Below are 18,760 nucleotides of genomic sequence, written 5' to 3' on the forward strand. Positions count from 1 at the left end.
ATTAACAGGGCCCTAATAAACAACAGGGCTCTAATAAACAAGGTATAGGCGCCCCTATTTTCGCACGGAACGCCAATAACACAACCATTGCACTATCCGCTATTCCAAGCACTGGAAACGTATGCCAATTTACGCATATTGAAGTGAAGGCTTCCAAATAGTGGAATGAGCAGGTAGAAGCCGCAATAATTCTCCTATGGCAAAAACAGCAACAACTGATACTGAAGCGCAAGTGCAGACAGGTCAGGCATCACTCGTCAAGTGGGTCTTCTGGCCCACGGCTGTGATTGTGGTCGGTTTGTCAGCCGTCACCATCATTTGGCCAACGCTCATGCGAGCCGCGTTCGAATCCATCACATCGTGGATTACCTCCAACTTCGGTTGGTGGTACGTGTTCCTTGCCTTTGCTTTCGTGGTGTTCTGCGTAGCGCTCGGACTATCGAAGAAGGGCGACATCAAACTCGGCCGCCCCGACGACGAACCCGAGTTCTCGCTCATGTCCTGGTTCGCCCTCCTCTTCGCGGCAGGTATGGGTATCGGTCTCGTCTTTTTCGGCGTGACCGAACCGATGTCCCACTTCGTGGAGCCTCGCCCGGGTGAAGACGTCTCCGGCGTCATCAGCGACTCAACTGAACACGGCGGGGAAGTCGCCACCACCACCGCAAAGCGTGCACAATCAGCCATGGCAACCACGTTCCTCCACTGGGGCTTCCAGCCATGGGCCATCTACGTCATCGTGGGCCTCTCGCTCGCTCTTGCCATCCACCGTCGCGGCCGTCCGCTCTCGGTGCGTTGGGGACTCGAACCGCTCTTCGGCGAAAAGCGCGTCAAGGGTACGTTCGGTAACGTCATCGACGTCATCGCGCTCGTCGGTACCGTCTTTGGTGTCTCCACCTCCCTCGGCCTGGGCGTCAACCAGATCACCGCAGGTATGGCACACATGGGGTGGGTCGACGAATCCAATCCATGGATCAAATACGTCCTCATCGCCGTGGTCACCGCGTGCGTTCTCTGGTCCGTTCTGACCGGCGTATCTAAAGGCATGAAGTGGCTGTCCAACACCAACCTCGTGCTCGCAGGCGGTCTGGTGCTGTTCCTGCTCATCGTTGGGCCAACCCAGTTCCTGCTCAAAGAATTCGTGCAGTCCATCGGCTACTACCTGCAGAACTACCTCGGCCTCTCCATGAACACCTCCGCCTTCCAGGGTGAAGCCGGTGAAGCCTGGCAGGCCGGCTGGTCCACGTTCTACTGGGGCTGGTGGATTGCATGGTCCCCATTCGTGGGCGTCTTCATCGCCCGCATTTCCCGTGGCCGTACCGTCCGCGAGTTCATCCTCGGTGTGATGGGCGTTCCAGCGACCATCACGTTCCTGTGGTTCGCGGTCCTCGGCGGCAACGCGATCTACCGCGAAATCCACAAGACCCCGGGCTACGAATCGATCATCGGTTCCGATGGGGGAGTCGATTCGAACGCGGCACTGTTCCAGATGCTCGCGCAAATCCCGGGCTCCGCTGTGCTCATCGTCGGTGCCATGTTGCTCTCCGCGATCTTCTTCATCACCTCTTCGGACTCCGGTTCCCTCGTGATGGCGATGCTCGCAACCGGCGGCGACAGCGAACCACGCTCGTGGATCCGTGCGTTCTTCGCGGTCGCAACCTCCGTGCTCGCAGCAGCCCTGCTGATGGCCGGTGGTCTCGAAGCGCTCCAGGCCGCATCGATCTCCGTGGCGCTACCGTTCTCGTTCGTCATGGTGCTCCTGGCAATCGCCACATGGAAGTACCTTGGCGCCAACGTCCGGCGCAACGACAAGCTCCGGCGTGAAGCGTTCATCGAAGAAATCGGTGAGGCATACGGGCTCGAAACCGAAGCAACCGAATCCACCACCAAGAAATCAGACTCGTGGTGGCGCGGCCTACGGAACTAATCCAGCCGTAATGCTCCGGCTATAAAACACAGCGTGGGGAAGGTCGTTCAGCGGCCTTCCCCACGCCGTGTTTAACGTTGCGCCCACGCTGTGTTTAGAGCGGTAACTGACCCCAGGCCGGCCCACCTCTTAGTAGATGGAGCCCCCCATGCAACGGACCGCGTAAAGATACGCAAAAACCGGTAGGCTATTGTGCACTTGAATGCCCCGCTCGCTCGCGAGCGCAAGCAACCGTGAACACGCGGAGCGCTTACGCGCCACCGCATCTCACGCATCACACTGAAAGGCCGTAGCCATCAGACGCCCCGCACTGTTCAAGCGAACTCACGCACGCACCAGCGAAACCCGCGCGAACCGCGGCACGCGACGCATCGGCATGCTCGCACGAGTCACCGCCGTGCTCGCCGCCGCAACGCTCGCGCTCACAGCATGCGGCGCTGGCGGCTCCAGCAAGCACAACGAAGGATCCAACGGCAAGGGCAACGGCTCCAACAAAACCGCGGTCACCGTCGGGCTGACCGCCGCACCAGCCAACCTTGACTTCACCACCACATCGGGCGCCGCCATCCCGCAAGCGCTCATGACCAACGTGTATGAAGGGCTCGTGACGGTCGACCAAAACGGCGACCTTAAGCCGATGCTCGCAGAATCCTGGGACGTCTCGAAGGACCGCACCGAATACACCTTCACGTTGCGCGAGGGCGTGACCTTTTCCAACGGCACCAAGTTCAACGCGGAAACCGCTAAGTTCTCGATCGAACGAGTCAAGACCGACGCCTGGAAGAACGGCCTCAAAACCGGCATGGACGTCGTCAAAAAAGTCGAAGCCATCGACGACACCACGCTCAAAGTAACGCTCAAACACCCATCCAAGGCATGGCTGTGGGACATGGCAACGCTCGTTGGCGCGCAGTTCGCACCCGACGGCGTAGACAAACTCGCAACCAAGCCAATAGGCACCGGCCCGTTCACCGTGACCAAATGGGACAACGGCCGCAGCCTGACCCTCGAAGCGCGCGACGACTACTGGGGCGAAAAACCAGCCTCCAAGAAAGTCACGCTGCGCTACTTCGCAGACGCCACCACGGCCGCTAACGCGCTCAAGACCGGCTCCGTAGACGCCATCCCAGAGTTCCAAGCCCCGGACCTCATCCCAAGCTACGAAAAGAACCCGAAGTTCAAGGTTCAACGCGGCACCACGACCAGCAAAGTTATGCTCGCGATGAACAACAAGAAACCGCCATTCAACAACCTCAAGGCACGCAAAGCGATCATGTACGGCGTCAACCGCCAAGCTGTCCTCGACTCCGCATGGGGCGGCTACGGCGACCTCCTCGGCGCGCCAGTGCCACCAACAGACCCGTACTACGAAGACCTCAGCGGCGAATACCCATACGACCCTGAGAAAGCCGCGAAACTCGTCGAAGAGGCCGGCCTCAAGGGCGAAACCGTGACCATCGCGACGCCATCACGCCCATACGCGACCGCGGCAGCGCAGGTCATCGTCTCCGACCTCAAAAAGATCGGCCTCAACGCCAAAATCGAGCAACAAGAGTTCCCGGCAGTATGGCTCGACAAAACCTATACCAAAGGCAACTACACGCTCTCCGTGATCGCCCACGTAGAACCTAAGGACCTCCTCAACTTGGTCCGCGGCGACTACTACTTCGGCTATGACGACTCCCGCATTGCCGAGCTCCGCGAATCCGCAGACACCGCAGGCGACGAGGAATGGGTCAAGCTCACCAAGGAACTCGTGCGCAAAGTGTTCATCGAAGACGCCGCGGCGAACACCCTGTTCCTCATGGCAGGCATCACCGTCATGGCTGCAGACATCGAAGGCATGCCGGAAAACACCCCAACCACCGCGCTCGACCTCACCAAGGTCCACCACAACTGATGCGCGCGTCACTCATGCGCGGGGGTAAGCGGTGATCCGCAGCCTGACCCTGCTCGCGTTGCGGATGCTGACAACGCTGATCGTCGCCTCCATGATCCTCTTCGTTCTGTTGAGGATCATGCCGGGCGACCCCGCACAAGTCGCGCTCGGCCTGCAGGCATCCCCTGAAGCGGTCGCGGCACTGCGCGCAGAATACGGCCTGGACAAGCCTCTGGTGGTCCAATACCTCGAATGGATTGGCTCGTTCCTGACCGGGAACGCAGGCGAATCCTTGGTCACCGGCCAAGACATGACCCCCATCGTCGCCGACCGCTTCGCCGTCACGATGTGGCTCGTGATCCCCTCGGTAGCGCTCAGCCTGCTGGTGGCCGTAGTGCTCGGTGCGTGGTCGGCGCGCCGCGCCGGAAAGCCCGATGCGGTCCTCATCTCACTCATGACCCAAGGCTTCATGGCCGTGCCGGCGTTCCTCGCGGGCCTACTGCTCGTGCTGCTCTTCTCCGTGAAGCTCGGCTGGCTACCGGCCTCCGGCTGGGTCGCCCCCAACGAAGGCTTCGGTACGTTCCTTAAGCACCTCGTCCTTCCTGTCATCGCGCTCTCACTCGTGCAAACCGCGGTACTGACCCGCTATGTCCGCACCTCAATGGCCACCGTGCTGCGCAAAGACTACATCCGCTCCGCTCGCGCCCGCGGCCTCAGCAAATCCGCGGCAATCCGCCGCCACGGCCTCCGCAACGCGGCCATCCCTGTGCTGACGGTTGCGGGACTGCAACTGGCGGCGGCAGTCATCGGCGCCGTCGTGATTGAGCGGGTCTTCGACATCCCGGGTCTCGGCGACCAACTCCTCACCAGCGTCGATCACCGGGACATGGTCACGATCCAAGCCATCGTGATGCTCTTGGTGACCGTGACCGTGGTGATCAACGCGATCGTCGACGCCCTGCTCGTGGCGGTTGACCCGCGGCTTCGCGTCAAGGCGGTGGCATGATGCGCAGACTCCCCGTAACTCTGTGGGCTGGCAGTGTCCTGATTGCGATGGTCGTGCTGCTTGCGCTGTGGTCGTGGGTTATCGGTGCCCCATACGATCCGGTGGCAGCCGACGCGACCGCTCGTTTGCAGGGCGCGAGTGCCGAACACATCATGGGCACCGACCGTTTTGGCCGCGACGTATTTTCGATCATCCTCGGAGGTGCGCAAGTCGCGCTGTCCGTGGGCGTGGTTGCGGCGCTCATCGCGTTGCTAGTGGGGACCCCGCTGGGCATGTGGGCAGCGATCCGCCGCGGCTGGGTTCAAGGGGCAGTGACTCGCTCATCCGATGTGATTCAGGCGTTCCCTTCGCTACTTTTGGCGATCGTATTCGCAGCTGTTTTCGGGGCGTCGCCCATGGTTGCTGCGGTTGCGATTGGCATTGGTGCGATCCCTGGATTCGTGCGGATGGTGAGAGCCGTGACTGCACGTATTCTGCGGGAGGAATATATTACTGCGGCGCGGGCAGCTGGCCGTAACTGGTTCAGCATCGCGTGGCGGCACGTGCTTCCGAACCTCGTGGGGCTTTTGCTCGTCGAGATCGCGGTGACCTTCTCCATCGCGATCCTCGCCGAATCTGCGCTGAGCTACCTCGGCCTCGGGACTCCCGCCCCTGAACCATCGTGGGGTCGCATGCTCTACGAGCATCAAGTGTTCATCGAAGTAGCACCCATGACGCTGGTGTGGCCAGGGCTTGCGATCGCGATCAGCGTTCTAGGCCTCAACCTGTTCTCCGAAGGCCTGCGCGACGTGCTGCAAGAGCGCCGCTCTTAGGCGCGGTTTTCGCGGTTACAAGGCTTGAAAATCCCTTGAGCTGTGCGGGTGCGCCCTGAATGTTCACCTGTTGGTGGCCTGATGTTTGCCGTTCTTTGTGCCTATGCATAGAAAACTCAGTAGTCTAAACTGCGACTATCGACAGCCTGAGACCCGAGCCACAGCGAAGGACAAGCGACGTGTCGTCACGCGAGAACACCACACCTGAAGGAAACAACCCCCAAGGCACCGGCAACCCGGAGAGCGCCGGCAATCCAGAGAACGCCGGGATTCAGCCGCCGTCTGGCTACACCCCGCCGCCACCAACGCAGGACGGCCAGGGTAGCCACACTCAGGGCGTGCCGCCGCAAGACGACGCGACCGCCGTGTTCCCGTCGACCCCATACGGAGCCAACGACGACCAGACCCGCGAATACTCCGCAGTTTCCCGGCCGGTCACGCCAGCAGCGCAACAGAACCAGGGCTACGGCCAGCAGGATTACGGGCAGCAAGGGCAGTACCAACAGGGGTACGGCCAGCAGGGGTACGGCCAGCAGGGTCAGTACCAGCAAGGCTACGGTCAGCAGGGTTACAACCAGCAGGGCGGCTATGGCGGCCCAGGTCAGGGCGGGCCAGGGTATGGCGGACCCGGTTATGGTGGCCCTGGCCAAGGTGGCCCTGGCTACTACGGTCAGCCGGGCGACGAGCAAGGCGGCGGCAAAAAGAAAAAGGGCGGCGGCCTAGCGTGGGTTTGGTGGCTCATCGGCGTTCTGGTTGTGCTTGTCGCTGCAGGCTTGGTTTACATGTTCGTGTGGGGGCCGTGGAGCAACCAAGAAAATGGCGGCAACAATGACCCATCGCCGAGCGTGACTCAACCCGGTGAGAACAGTGGTACCCCGGGCTGGAACAGCGAAAACCCAGGTGGAGATAACCCAGGCGGCGACAATCCAGGTGGGGACAACCCAGGTGGGGACGATTTCTTCTCGACCGACCCATTCGGTAACTCCGGAAACAACTCGGGCGGTGGGGAAACCGATCCGTTCGGCGGCAACTCGGGTGGCGGAGACACCGATCCATTCGGCGGCAACTCCGGCGGTCCATCAGAAGATCCGTTTGCTTCGGCGAGTGACATACTCCGTGAACTCGAAAACCTGCCAGAAATAACGGAACCCTCAATTGAAGACCTGGGCGTCAGTCGATGACCTGGGAGTGACTCCCGGTTTCTCAACCTCACCCCGTAGCAAGGCTCACACCCGGAAGGTAATGCCATGACTTCAGGAAACTCGATGCCCCCAGGGCCGAACTCGCAGCCGGGTCCTCAGTCGGGCCAGAACCCCGGCCCGCAGGGCGGGCAGCCGCAGTATGGCCAGCAGCCGCCATCGGAACAACAAGGCCAGCAGGGCTACTATGGCGCGCCACCTCCGAATGGTGGATACCAGGGTGGACCTCAGCAAGGGGGCCAGCAGTATCCAGGTCAAGGTGGCCCGGGCTATTACGGCCAGCCGGGCGACGAGAACGGCGGCGGCAACAAGAAGAGCCGAGCATGGCTGTGGTGGCTCATCGGCGTCATCGTGGTCGCGATCATCGCCGGCCTCGTTTACATGTTCGTGTGGGGGCCATGGAGCAAGCGCGAAAGCAACACTCTCGACGTTGACCGACCAACCGCACCAACTGAGGCGATGCCAACCATACCTTCACCGCCATCCGTGCCAGGTGGATCTACCGGCCCTAACTCAAGCGACGATCCCTTCGGACCAAGTACGCCTGGTTCAACCGATGAACCGTTCGGGCCCAACCCAACGTCCCCAGGCGATATCAACCTGCCTTCCTCCAACCCTAGCCACAACCCGTGGAACAGCGCTCCACCATCTAACTTTGGCTCTGTAGATCCAAACACCGGAGCGACCCTCGAATCCTTCAAGGACGTTCCGCAATTCTGCGAGTGGCAGTTCGGAAAATCCTCATGGCGAGCAACCGACGACAGCATGACCTACCAAGGGGCGAACAGCGGCGAGGGCTTCACTGACGTCACCTGTGGCCTATCGCTGGTCACCCTGAACAGCAGCAAGCTGGAACCAGGCGTCCAGGCGCCAGGCGTTGACAAGCTCATGGACGCCATGATCTATGGAAAGCAGGAGAAGGGCACCGTCAAAGACAACGAGCTTGGCAACTTCTTGCCAAACAACAAGCCGTTGCGTATTGACTACGAGATCACCCAAGACAACATCAAGATCGAGGTATCGGCGCGATAACCCGCCACCACAGCTCACCTCGCTCACACCCAACGGAGGCCGCGGCATCGCATCGATCCGCGGCCTCCGTTACATCAGATCCCTGCAACGAGGTCCATACAGTTAGACTCACCCTTATGTCAGCCGCACTCCCTAAAGACCCCATCGCATCCGCCCAAGCCAACTGGGAGAAATCCGGATGGGGCGAGGTCTCCGAACCCATGGCGACCGTCACCAGCATCGTCCGCGCCAACCAAATCCTCACCGGCCGCGCCGAAGCCCTGCTGCGCCCGTTCGACCTCACCTTCGCGCGGTACGAAATGCTCATGGTCCTGCGCTTCGCACGCCGCCCCATGGCGATGTCCAAGGCCTCACGCGTGCTGCAAGTGCACCCCACATCGGTCACCGCGGCGGCAGAGCGGCTCGAACGTGACGGCCTCATCACCAAAACCCCAAGCCCCGATGACGCCCGCACCGTACTGCTCGCCATCACCGAAGCCGGCCGCGAACTCAGCGAAGAAACCACACAGATCCTTAACCGGGAACTCTTCGCCCAAACCGGTTTCACGCAACGCGAGATCACCACACTCAACCGCATCCTGCGCAAATTCCGCCAGAAAAACGGGGACTTCGCCGAACCCCTCGGATAACGTCACAATCCGCGGGAACACACATGCGCGTGCGTTAGATTGGTGTCATGTCGAGTACCCGCCGGAAAGCATCCGCAAGCGAACCTGTAGCGCCGCCAGCACACCAGAGCGCGATCGCTCGCCGTGTTTTCCCCACGGGTAAAGAGCCAGACCCACGTTTCACCCTCGCGAACGAACGCACGTTCCTCGCGTGGATCCGCACCTCGCTCGCGTTCGTCGCCGGCGGTGTCGCACTCGAGGCGTTCGAGGTCGGCAACTGGGATCCCGTGCTCCGCAAGTCGGTGGCTATCGCGGTGATCGCGATGGGCTTGCTCATCGGTTTGGGTGCCGCGTTCCGTTGGTTGCGTGTTGAGCGAGCGATGCGCCACGACCATCCGCTGCCTGTCCCGCTGATCATCCCTGTGCTTGCGTTGATCGCTGCCGCAGGCTCAGGTGCTGCTGTCGGTTTGGTGCTAACGAACTGATGTCGGAACACGGTAGCGGCGAGAGGCGGGAGACCCGAGTCCGTCTCAGCACTGGGTGGCACACCGTCAAAGAAACGGGTGTCACGATCAGCCGCGCCGTGCGTCGTCGTATCCCGATCAAGCCGCCGCAACCCCTTCCGGAACCCGTCGACGTCGGCCTGCAACCGGAGCGCACATCGTTGGCGTGGTCCCGCACGGGCTTTGCCGCGCTCGTCGCTGGGTTCATGGGTGTCCGCTGGTATGGGCAGATGGGGTCGCTGTTGCTCGTGGCGACCGCGCTGACGTTCGTGGGTGCGGTGTGGGTTTCGACGACCCAGCGGGGCCGTCTGCGTCGCATGGCTGAGTCATTCGAAGAGCGGCAACCGCCACCCGTGGTGCCGGTCATCACGATGACGCTCATGGTGGTGGGTATGGCAGTGATCGCGATCATCGTGGTGCTCCGCGTATAGCCTGCCTTAGTTTGTGTACCGCTTGATCACGAAGACCCTCAGCTGCTCCGCGAGTGCGGCGAGCTCTTGATGCGCGTAGTGGTCGGCGCGCCACGCGGCGTGCAGGGTCACGGTGAGCTCATGGCCCCCGTTGGTGATGCGTAGCGGGACGAGGTCGAAGCTCGGGTCCTCGGTCACCACAGCGACCCCCTCCGTTGCGACGAGCGCTTGGGCGACGCGGCCTGAGTTGGTTTCGATGATGTCCGGCTGCGAGAGGCCCGCGGTTTCGCATGCGCCATCGAATACGCGGCGTGCTTTGAATGCCCGCGATGGAATGTGGATGGTGTGCTGAGCGAGTTCCTCAAGAGGAACGCTGCGGCGCTGAGCCCATGGATGCTGCGCGGAAACATATGCCCACACCGGCATCTTTTGAAGCTGAACGTGGGGGATGTCGGCTGCCGGAGCGGAGGGCATCACTGCTAGATCGGACGTAGCGATCGTGTCCTGCAAGCTCGCATCCAAGGACGCCTCAACAATGTTTGGTTGCCACTCGGACTGCTCCAGTGTCGCCACGAACGGAATCACAACGTCGATGAGCGTGGTGCCTGGCGCGGCGAACGTCACTTCACGCATGCCGCCGTGGGCGAGTAGATCCGCGAAGTCGAGAGTGTGCTGGAACTCGGTCAGTAGCTTCTTGGCGGCGGGGAGAAAATCGCGGCCAGCTTTGGTGGGAGTGAGTCCGGACGGAACGCGATCAAACAGCACAAGCCCGACGTCGCGGCTGAGCTTCTGAAGCTGTCGCGTGACTGCCGGCTGTGTGATGCCGAGGTCTCGAGCCGCGGAGGATACGGAGCCGGCTTCGGAGACGGCTACGAAGGCTTTCAGGTGCTCGATGTCCATGATTCCCAGTCTATGCGAATTTGTTATGGGGGATATGCCAAGAACTGATTAGACAGTCATAATGATTTCGGAACAGAATGTGATGTACGCAACTTTCTGCGATCCGTTTTCACCGGGAGGTTCACACCACAATGCACGCGGACAACACCAACGTCAGCACCCCGCTCGAACAGAGCCGCCACCTCGCAACTGACCTCCCGGGCCCCAAGGCCCAGGCACTGGCCGAACGACAGCGCGCATCGGTATCTGCCGGCGTCGGCGGGACCATGGCGACCTACGCTGTCCGCGCCGACCGCGGCATCATCGAAGACGTCGACGGCAACCGCCTCATCGACCTCGGCTCCGGCATCGCCGTGACCTCCGTGGGTGCATCCCACCCGAAGGTCGTCGCCGCGGTCCAGGAAGCCGTCGCGAACTTCACCCACACTTGCTTCATGGTGACCCCATATGAGTCCTACGTTGAGGTCGCTGAAAAGCTCAACAAGCTTGCCCCGATCTCCGGCGAAACCCGCACTGTGCTGCTCAATTCGGGCGCTGAAGCCGTAGAAAACGCCGTGAAGATCGCACGCTCCGCAACCGGCAAGTCCGCCGTCGTCGCATTCGATCACGCCTACCACGGCCGCACCACGCTCACGATGGCGTTGACCGCGAAAGCCAACCCGTACAAGAAGGCCTTCGGTCCATTCGCGCCGGAGATCTACCGCGTCGCAGGCTCCTACCCGCTGCGCGACGGCCTGACCGGCGAAGAAGCCGCCGCTCGAGCCATCAAACAGATCGAAGTCCAGGTGGGTGCGGATGACCTCGCCGCGATCATCATGGAGCCGATCCAGGGTGAAGGCGGATTCATCGCCCCAGCGCCAGGCTTCCTCCCGGCGATCGTCGAATGGTGCAAAGCCAACGACGTCCTGTTCATCGCGGACGAAGTCCAGACCGGCTTTGCCCGCACCGGCTCGATGTTCGCATGCGAATACGAAGGCATCGAGCCAGACCTCATCACCACCGCGAAAGGCATCGCCGGCGGCATGCCGCTCTCCGCAGTAACCGGTCGTGCCGAGATCAAGGACGCCGTCCACACCGGCGGACTCGGCGGAACGTACGGCGGTAACCCCGTCGCATGCGCCGCAGCGCTCGCCTCGATCAGCGTGATGGAAGAAGAAAAACTCGCCGACCGCGCGCAAGAAATCGACCGCATCATCACCGAAAAGTTCACCGCCGCGCAGGAAAAGGACAACCGCATCGCGGAAGTCCGCGGCCGCGGCGCGATGAAGGCCATCGAATTCGTTGACCCAACCACAGGCGAACCAGATGCGGCGCTTGCAGGCGCCGTCGCCAACGCAGCCCGCGCACAGGGCGTCGTAACCCTGACCTGCGGAACCTACGGCAACATCATCCGCCTGCTACCGCCGCTGACCATCAGCGACGAACTGCTCACCGAAGGCATCGACATCATCCTCGAAGGCCTCGCACAGAACTAGTCCTCGCACAAAACTAAGCGGCACGCAACCAAGCAGCGTAGCCAGCATTACAGACTCAACTGACAATCCACACCAACAGGAAGCGATAACAATGACGAACGCTCAGAACCCAACCATCGACCGCGATGTGGTGGTCATCGGTGCAGGTCCAGCTGGACTCATGGCCGCATACACCCTCAAGAAGGCCGGCAAATCGGTCGCCGTCTTGGAAGCACGCGAACGCGTAGGCGGCCGCACCTGGAACGGTAAGGTCGCAGGAACTGACGGCAAGGAACACTTCATCGAGATCGGTGGCCAGTGGATTTCCCCAGACCAGACCCGCCTCTCCGACCTCGTCGAGGAGCTCGGTCTCAACACCTTCTCGCGCTATCGCGAAGGTACCTCGATCTACGTTGACCCGGAAGGCAACCGCCACAAGTACACCGGCGACCGCCTCCCAGTAAATGACGCGACGAACAAAGAGATGGATAAGCTCATCGACCTCATGAACTCCGTCGCAGAAGAGGTCGGCGCATCCGAACCGTGGGCCGCTGAGCGCGCCGCGGAGCTCGACTCGATCTCCTTCAAGGACTTCCTCGCACAGCACACCGACGACCAGGAAGCGATCGACAACGTCTCGATCTACGTCGCATCCGGCATGCTCACCAAGCCAGCGCACACGTTCTCCGCGCTCCAAGCGGCACTCATGGCCGCATCGGCGGGTTCCTTCTCCAACCTCGTGGACGAAGACTTCATCCTGGATAAGCGCGTTGAGGGCGGCATGCAGTCGGTATCGCTGACGCTCGCCAAGCACCTCGGTGACGACGTATTCCTCGGCAGCCCGGTCCGCGAACTCGAATGGGCCACCCCCGACCCATCGACTGCTGACGAACTCAACAACATCGCCGCCGATGTGCGCAACGGCGTGGAAAACGGTGTGCTCGGCCCAGTCACCGCGGTATCTGACAAGGTCACCGTCAACGCGAAAGCAGCCGTGCTCGCCGTGCCGCCTAACCTCTACAGCCGCATCCAGTTCGTTCCGCCACTTCCGCGCGAACAGCAGGTTGCGCACCAGCACATCTCGATGGGCCTGGTCATCAAGGTTCACGCGGTCTACAAAACCCCGTTCTGGCGTGAAGAAGGCCTCTCCGGCACCGGATTCGGTGGCGGCCGCCTGGTCCAGGAGGTCTACGACAACACCAACTACGGCGAAAACTTCGCCGGCGGAACCAGCGGTGAAGAGGACCCATGCGGAACGCTCGTGGGCTTCATCTCCGACGTCTACGCCGAAGAAATGTGGGCTCTGCCAGAAGAGGAGCGCAAACAGCGCATCCTCTCCGCTATGGCCGACTACCTCGGCCCGAAGACCATGGAACCGATCGCGTTCTACCTCTCCGACATGGCGGCAGAGGAATGGACCCGCGGCGCGTACGCAACCAGCTACGACCTCGGCGGCCTGAGCCGTTGGGGCCACCTGCAGAACCAGCCAACCGGCCCGATCTTCTACGCATGCTCCGACATCGCCGCTGAAGGTTATCAACACGTCGACGGCGCTGTGCGTATGGGTGAGGCCGCGGCTCATGCGATTCTGGAAGCACGTTAAAAATCACGCGCACCCGGCAACCGGGTGCTGTTGAGGAGGACACCGTGCCAGTTCCATCCCGTCGAATCCTTGTAGGTTACGTCGCTACCGCGGCGGGCCGTGACGCCCTGAACTTGGGTATCACGCTCGCTGTGGACCGCGATGCCGAGCTCCACGTGGCCATGGTTGCTCCGGAAGCGGAGCCGTATGCGGCCGCAGTTTCTCAGGGCGCGGGCTATGAGCGCGTCTTGCGCCGCCAGCTGCAGGAATGGGTCGACGAAGCGGTCGCTTCGGTCCCGGAAGGCGTCCGCGTGTTCGGCCACGTGGTGTCGGCACATTCGGATGCGGAGGGACTGCTGGCTCAGGCTCGGGAGGTCGATGCGGGCGCGATTGTGATCGGTGCCCGCGGCGGCGGTGTTCTGGGCCGGTACCGGATCGGTTCGGTGGCCCAGGCGCTGCTGCACAGCTCGCCGGTCCCAGTGGTGTTGGCGCCTCGCGGCTATGTAGGCCGCGGCCCGCTGAGCCGCATCACGGCCCTGTTCGGCGACCGTCCTGGCGGTATGCAGGTGATCGCTGAAACCCTTGCTGCCGCCGATGCGACGGACACCCCGGTCCGGTTGGTGACGTTCGCTCAGGCCTCTGAGACCGGTAAGTCTTCGGCCGCTCACACAGGTGTTCCAAACGCGGAAGCGATGAAGTCGTTCGTGTTGGAGCAGCTGGACCGGTTGGGCAGTGGCGAGCACGGTGAACGTGCTCGGGCAATGATCAACTCCGGCCAGGCGATCACTGAAGTGGTTACAGGCAAGGAGATCGAGAAGTCGGTGCGCCGCCTCGATTGGGAACCGAATGAGGTCGTGGTTGTCGGCTCGTCACGCTTGGCCCCTGCTGGGCGAGCGTTCATGGGCTCCCACGCCGCACGCGTTCTGCGTGCGATCTCGGTTCCCATGGTGGTGGTTCCCGCACCGCGCTGAGTTACTAGCGGCCGCGGTCACGTCGCTCCGCGGTTCTGATGGAAGGGGAGGGTACGTCCATGGCCACCTCAAAACAGAAACAAAAGAGCAGCGAAAGCTTCTCTGGCAAGGGGCTTGCGGCCGGTAAGGTCGGCGTGCTCGGTGCTGTGGTGATCGGTGTCTCGTGTATCGCACCGGCTTATACCCTGACGTCAGGCCTAGGCCCAACGATCTCCGAGGTGGGGACGCACGTTCCCGCGATCTTGTTGTTGGGTTTCATCCCGATGCTGTTGGTCGCCTTCGGTTATAAGGAGCTCAACAACAGGGTCCCGGACTCGGGTACGTCGTTCACGTGGGCGACTAAGGCGTTCAACCCGTGGATCGGGTGGATGGGCGGCTGGGGTCTGATCGCCGCGACCGTGATCGTGCTTTCGAACCTCGCGGCCGTTGCGGTGGACTTCTTCTACCTGATGCTCGCGCAGCTGTTTGGCGACCCCGCCATCGCTGATCTCACACGTAACCTGTGGGTCAATATCCCCACAACCATCGTGTTGATCGCCCTGGCTGCGTGGATTTCCTATGTGGGTGTTGAGGCGACCAAGGCCGTCCAATATGTTCTGGTGGTCATCCAGATTGTTGTGCTGGGCGGCTTTGTTGTCATGGCCTTCCGCGGTGTCAGTGAAGGTACGGCATTCGATGCGACGCCGGTGAGCTTGGACTGGTTCAACCCGCTTTCTGCTGGTGACTTCTCGGTCATCGCGGCCGGTGTTTCACTGTCGATCTTCATGTTCTGGGGTTGGGACACGACCCTGACCATGAACGAGGAGACGAAGGACCCGAAGACGACCTCGGCGCGCGCATCGATCATCGTGATGCTCGTGATTATGACGGTCTACATCAGCGTGGCACTCGCCGTGGTTGCGTGGGCTGGTACGGGTGATGAGGGCCTCGGCGCCGGTAACCCTGAGAACCAGGAGTCGATCTTCGCGGCGCTCGCCGGGCCGGTCATGGGTCCGTTTGCCCTCGCGATGGCGGTCGGCATCATGGCATCCTCGTTTGCTTCGCTTCAGTCGACGATGGTCTCGCCGTCTCGCACGCTGCTGGCGATGGGCTATTACGGTGCGTTGCCACCGAGCTTCGGGAGGATCTCTCCGAAGTACCGTACACCGTCTATGGGCACGATCTTCTCGGCCGCAGCCGCCGGAACCTTCTACATTGTGACCCGCCTGTTGAGCGAAAACGCGTTGTGGGACACGATCACCGCGCTCGGCCTCATGGTGTGCTTCTACTACGGGATCACGGCGCTCGCGGCGGTCTGGTACTTGCGCCACGAGCTGTTCGAGAGCGCCAAGACGGTGCTGACGCGGCTGGTATTCCCGCTGCTGGGCGGCATCATGTTGCTGATCATGTTCTTCAAGACCGCATACGACTCGCTCGACCCAAGCTACGGTTCCGGTTCTTCCTTTGGCGGAATCGGAATGGTTTTCATCCTCGGGATGGGCGTGCTTGTGATCGGGGTCACTATTATGATCATTACGGCGATCAAGAACCCAGCGTTCTTCCGCGGTGAAACTCTGCCGCAGGTGGACTCCACAACCGACACCTACATGGGTGACGTCGTCGGGGCCGCCCTCGAAGATGGCGACGCAACGACCGCATCGGCCGCTGAGGAAAAGGATAAGGAGCAGAAGTGACCAACCAGTCCGCCGGATATGTGATGCCTCCGGAGTGGGAACGCCACGAACGCACGTGGATGTCTTTCCCGACCCCGAATGACACGTTCGGTGATCGTGGCTCTGAGTCGCTTGAGCGTGCGCGTGATGCGTGGGCTGAGGTTGCGCGCACGGTGGCTCGCTATGAGCCTGTGGTGATGGTCATGGACCCTGCTGATGAGGCCGATGCGCGGGCTCGCTTGGGTGAGAACGTCACGTATTTCGCGGCTCCGTTGGATGACGCGTGGATGCGTGATTCCGGCCCAACGTTCGTGCGTGCCGCGGACGGTGAGCTTGCCGGTGTCAACTGGGTTTTTAACGGTTGGGGCGCCCAGGACTGGGCGGCGTGGGATCACGATGCGTTGCTTGCTTCGCGGGTCGCCGCGCGTGCCGGTGTCACGCGAGTGGACTCACGGCTTGTCAACGAAGGCGGCGGGATCCACATCGACGGCAAGGGCACCGTGCTGCTGACCGAATCCGTGCAGATGGATCCGGGCCGCAACCCTGGTGTGGATCGCGAAGAGATCGAGCGGGAGATCCACAGTAAGATCGGCACGTCGCACGCCGTGTGGGTTCCGTATGGCCTGACCCGCGATAACGGACAGTTCGGAACCCGCGGCCACATCGACATCGTTGCGTGCTTCACCCCGGCCGGCGACGTCCTGCTACACATGCAGAACAACCCTGACCACCCGGACTACAAGGTGTCCCGCACCATCAAGAAGGTGCTCGAGGCTGCGACCAACGCTGAAGGTGAGCCGCTGCGGATCATCGAGGTTCCGGCCCCGCAGGTGCTGACCGATGACGAAGGCTGGGTCGACTACTCCTACATCAACCACTACGTCGGCAATGACTGCGTGATCCTGTGCGGCTTCAACGACCCGAATGACGAGGTTGCCGTCAAGATCATGCAGGAAGCGTACCCGGGCCGCACGGTTGAGCTCGTCGATGCGCGCGAAATCTTCGCGTGCGGCGGCGGGATCCACTGCATCACCCAGCAACAGCCAGTGGTGGGCGCATGAGCAAGGTTTTTGATGCCGGCGACGTTGTTGAGGCGAGCATCGCCGAGCTGCGTGCCGCGCTTGAAGAGGGGCGGGTGACAGCTGTCGAGCTGGCGACCGCGTACCTGGACCGCATCGATACCTACGATGGTGAGCTCAACTCGGTCATTGTGCGTAACCCGGATGCGTTGGCTGAGGCGGAGGCCTCGGATGCGCGCCGCCGTGCCGGTGAGTTGGCGTCGCCGCTGGACGGGATTCCGTACACCGCGAAAGAGTCCTACATGGTGCGGGGGCTCACGGTTTCGGCGGGTTCGCCCGCGTTCAAGGACCTCGTTGCGCAGCGCGACGCGTTCACGATCGAACGGCTGCGTTCCGCTGGCGCGATCTGCCTAGGGCTCACTACGATGCCGCCCATGGCTAACGGCGGAATGCAGCGTGGCCTCCACGGCCGCGCCGAATCCCCGTACAACCGCAGCTACCTCACGAGCGCTTTCGCGTCCGGTTCTTCGAACGGATCCGGTACCGCGACCGCCGCGAGCTTCGCGGCCTTCGGGCTGGGGGAGGAGACATGGTCTTCGGGCCGCGCCCCGGCATCCTGCAACGCCTTGTGCGCCTATACGCCCTCCCGCGGAGTGATTTCGATGCGCGGGAACTGGCCGCTGGTGCCCACGATGGACGTGTGCGTACCCCATACGCGGTCGATGGCGGACATGCTCGAGGTCCTCAACGTGATCGTCGCCGACGACCACACCCGCGAGGGTGACTTCTGGCGCGAACAGCGCTGGATCGATGTCCCGAAAGCCTCCGAAGTGCGGCCCGCTGACTATCGCGAGCTGGCTCAGCAACGCCCGCTGGCTGGCATGCGCATCGGGGTCCCGGGCATGTATATCAACCAAGACCAGCACGCTGGAACCGGCGGGGACCGCACGGCGGACGCTGGCGTGGGCGGGCCGATGGGGCAGAAAATCCACACCCACCCCGACGTCATTGCGCTATGGGAGAAAGCCCGTACCGTGCTCGAAGACGCCGGGGCTAGCGTGGAGATCGTGGACTTTCCAGTAGTCAGCAATTACGAAGGCGACCGGCCTGAAGCTCCCACGATCTCAACCCGCGGGATGGTGAGCCCCGAATACCTCACCGACGAGGTCGGATACCTCGCCGCGTGGTCATGGGAGCGTTTCTTGCGCGCCAACGCTGAGGCCACTGAAGCTGGCGAGGCAGCGCCACGGCCCGCAACGCTCGCAGACGTTGATGGGGCGGAGATCTTCCCGCATCCGGAGGGCGCGCTCGAAGACCGCTACGTCGGCTTCGACGATGACATCGCGACCTACCCGGACATGATCCGGGAACGCGGCTTCTGCGAACTGGCGGATATCCCGGGCATCGGGGACGGCATCGCGGGCATGGACCAGACCCGCGAGCTCGACTTCGATGACTGGATGGCCGAACGCAAGCTCGACGTGATTGCGTTCCCGGCGATGGCCGACGTCGGCCCAGCCGACGCCGACACCAACCCCGAATCAGCCGAGAAAGCATGGGCCAACGGGGTCTGGGTTGCCAACGGCAACCTCATCCCACGCCACTTCGGCATCCCGACCGTGACCGTACCCATGGGAGCCATGCACACCGCAATGCCTGTGGGCCTCACGTTCGCGGGCAAGCCATATTCGGACAACACGCTGCTGGCGCTCGCCGCAGAGTTCGAATCCCGGCACCCGGCCCGCACCACACCAAACCTGACCGTAACTAGCAAGGATTCAGCCGCCACCATCGGCAGCGAGTGAAAAC

16 protein-coding genes are annotated in these 18,760 nt (G+C 62.2%); 15 read left to right on the forward strand and 1 reads right to left on the reverse strand.

Going from position 1 to position 18,760, the window contains the following annotated elements; translation table 11 throughout:
* Window positions 1–196: 196 nt before the first annotated feature.
* From JOD50_RS05655 to JOD50_RS05695, 9 genes are all read left to right on the forward strand, one after another.
* Entirely contained in the window at window positions 197–1,924 is a 1,728-nt protein-coding gene (locus JOD50_RS05655; RefSeq protein WP_204880757.1) for a BCCT family transporter, read from the forward strand.
* 376 nt (window positions 1,925–2,300) lie between these two features.
* Window positions 2,301–3,824: an ABC transporter substrate-binding protein gene (locus JOD50_RS05660; RefSeq protein WP_204880758.1), complete on the forward strand. Its 1,524-nt coding sequence runs from the start codon at window positions 2,301–2,303 to the stop codon at window positions 3,822–3,824.
* Window positions 3,825–3,855: 31 nt separating this feature from the next.
* Window positions 3,856–4,809, forward strand: coding sequence for an ABC transporter permease (locus JOD50_RS05665; RefSeq protein ID WP_338052034.1), 954 nt, complete (start codon window positions 3,856–3,858; stop codon window positions 4,807–4,809).
* Window positions 4,806–5,621 carry an ABC transporter permease gene (locus JOD50_RS05670; RefSeq protein ID WP_239541536.1) on the forward strand — a complete coding sequence of 272 codons (816 nt, stop codon included), beginning with the start codon at window positions 4,806–4,808 and terminating at the stop codon, window positions 5,619–5,621. The genes JOD50_RS05665 and JOD50_RS05670 overlap by 4 nt, the downstream gene beginning before the upstream one ends.
* 179 nt (window positions 5,622–5,800) lie before the next feature.
* Complete coding sequence (locus tag JOD50_RS05675; RefSeq protein WP_204880759.1) at window positions 5,801–6,802, forward strand: hypothetical protein; 1,002 nt, start codon at window positions 5,801–5,803, stop codon at window positions 6,800–6,802.
* 66 nt (window positions 6,803–6,868) lie between these two features.
* Window positions 6,869–7,852, forward strand: coding sequence for a hypothetical protein (locus JOD50_RS05680; RefSeq protein WP_204880760.1), 984 nt, complete (start codon window positions 6,869–6,871; stop codon window positions 7,850–7,852).
* Window positions 7,853–7,968: 116 nt separating this feature from the next.
* Window positions 7,969–8,481: a MarR family winged helix-turn-helix transcriptional regulator gene (locus tag JOD50_RS05685; RefSeq protein ID WP_101629864.1), complete on the forward strand. Its 513-nt coding sequence runs from the start codon at window positions 7,969–7,971 to the stop codon at window positions 8,479–8,481.
* 47 nt (window positions 8,482–8,528) lie between these two features.
* On the forward strand, window positions 8,529–8,945 hold the full coding sequence (locus JOD50_RS05690; protein ID WP_101629865.1) for a YidH family protein: 417 nt from the start codon (window positions 8,529–8,531) through the stop codon (window positions 8,943–8,945).
* A complete protein-coding gene (locus JOD50_RS05695; RefSeq protein ID WP_204880761.1) occupies window positions 8,945–9,394 on the forward strand; it encodes a DUF202 domain-containing protein in 450 nt (149 codons plus the stop codon). The genes JOD50_RS05690 and JOD50_RS05695 overlap by 1 nt, the downstream gene beginning before the upstream one ends.
* Before the next feature lie 6 nt (window positions 9,395–9,400).
* Here the strand turns inward: JOD50_RS05695 and JOD50_RS05700 are convergent, their stop codons facing one another.
* A complete protein-coding gene (locus JOD50_RS05700) occupies window positions 9,401–10,273 on the reverse strand; it encodes a LysR family transcriptional regulator (RefSeq protein WP_204880762.1) in 873 nt (290 codons plus the stop codon).
* A gap of 131 nt (window positions 10,274–10,404) precedes the next feature.
* Here JOD50_RS05700 and gabT point away from each other — a divergent pair, with 131 nt between their 5' ends.
* The 6 genes from gabT (at window position 10,405) to JOD50_RS05730 (ending at window position 18,756) form a co-directional block, all read left to right on the forward strand.
* Complete coding sequence (gene gabT, locus JOD50_RS05705) at window positions 10,405–11,748, forward strand: 4-aminobutyrate--2-oxoglutarate transaminase (protein ID WP_204880763.1); 1,344 nt, start codon at window positions 10,405–10,407, stop codon at window positions 11,746–11,748.
* Between the two features lie 91 nt (window positions 11,749–11,839).
* Window positions 11,840–13,330: a flavin monoamine oxidase family protein gene (locus JOD50_RS05710; RefSeq protein WP_204880764.1), complete on the forward strand. Its 1,491-nt coding sequence runs from the start codon at window positions 11,840–11,842 to the stop codon at window positions 13,328–13,330.
* Window positions 13,331–13,374: 44 nt separating this feature from the next.
* Complete coding sequence (locus JOD50_RS10610) at window positions 13,375–14,280, forward strand: universal stress protein (RefSeq protein WP_204880765.1); 906 nt, start codon at window positions 13,375–13,377, stop codon at window positions 14,278–14,280.
* Window positions 14,281–14,339: 59 nt separating this feature from the next.
* Window positions 14,340–15,953: an APC family permease gene (locus JOD50_RS05720; protein WP_204880766.1), complete on the forward strand. Its 1,614-nt coding sequence runs from the start codon at window positions 14,340–14,342 to the stop codon at window positions 15,951–15,953.
* Entirely contained in the window at window positions 15,950–16,993 is a 1,044-nt protein-coding gene (locus tag JOD50_RS05725) for an agmatine deiminase family protein (protein WP_338052035.1), read from the forward strand. Before JOD50_RS05720 ends, JOD50_RS05725 begins: the two co-directional genes overlap by 4 nt.
* Entirely contained in the window at window positions 16,990–18,756 is a 1,767-nt protein-coding gene (locus tag JOD50_RS05730) for an amidase (RefSeq protein ID WP_204880767.1), read from the forward strand. The genes JOD50_RS05725 and JOD50_RS05730 overlap by 4 nt, the downstream gene beginning before the upstream one ends.
* The last annotated feature ends 4 nt before the right edge of the window (window positions 18,757–18,760 follow it).

The sequence above is a fragment of the Pseudoglutamicibacter cumminsii genome (assembly GCF_016907775.1).
In the GTDB taxonomy this organism is placed as follows: domain Bacteria; phylum Actinomycetota; class Actinomycetes; order Actinomycetales; family Micrococcaceae; genus Pseudoglutamicibacter; species Pseudoglutamicibacter cumminsii.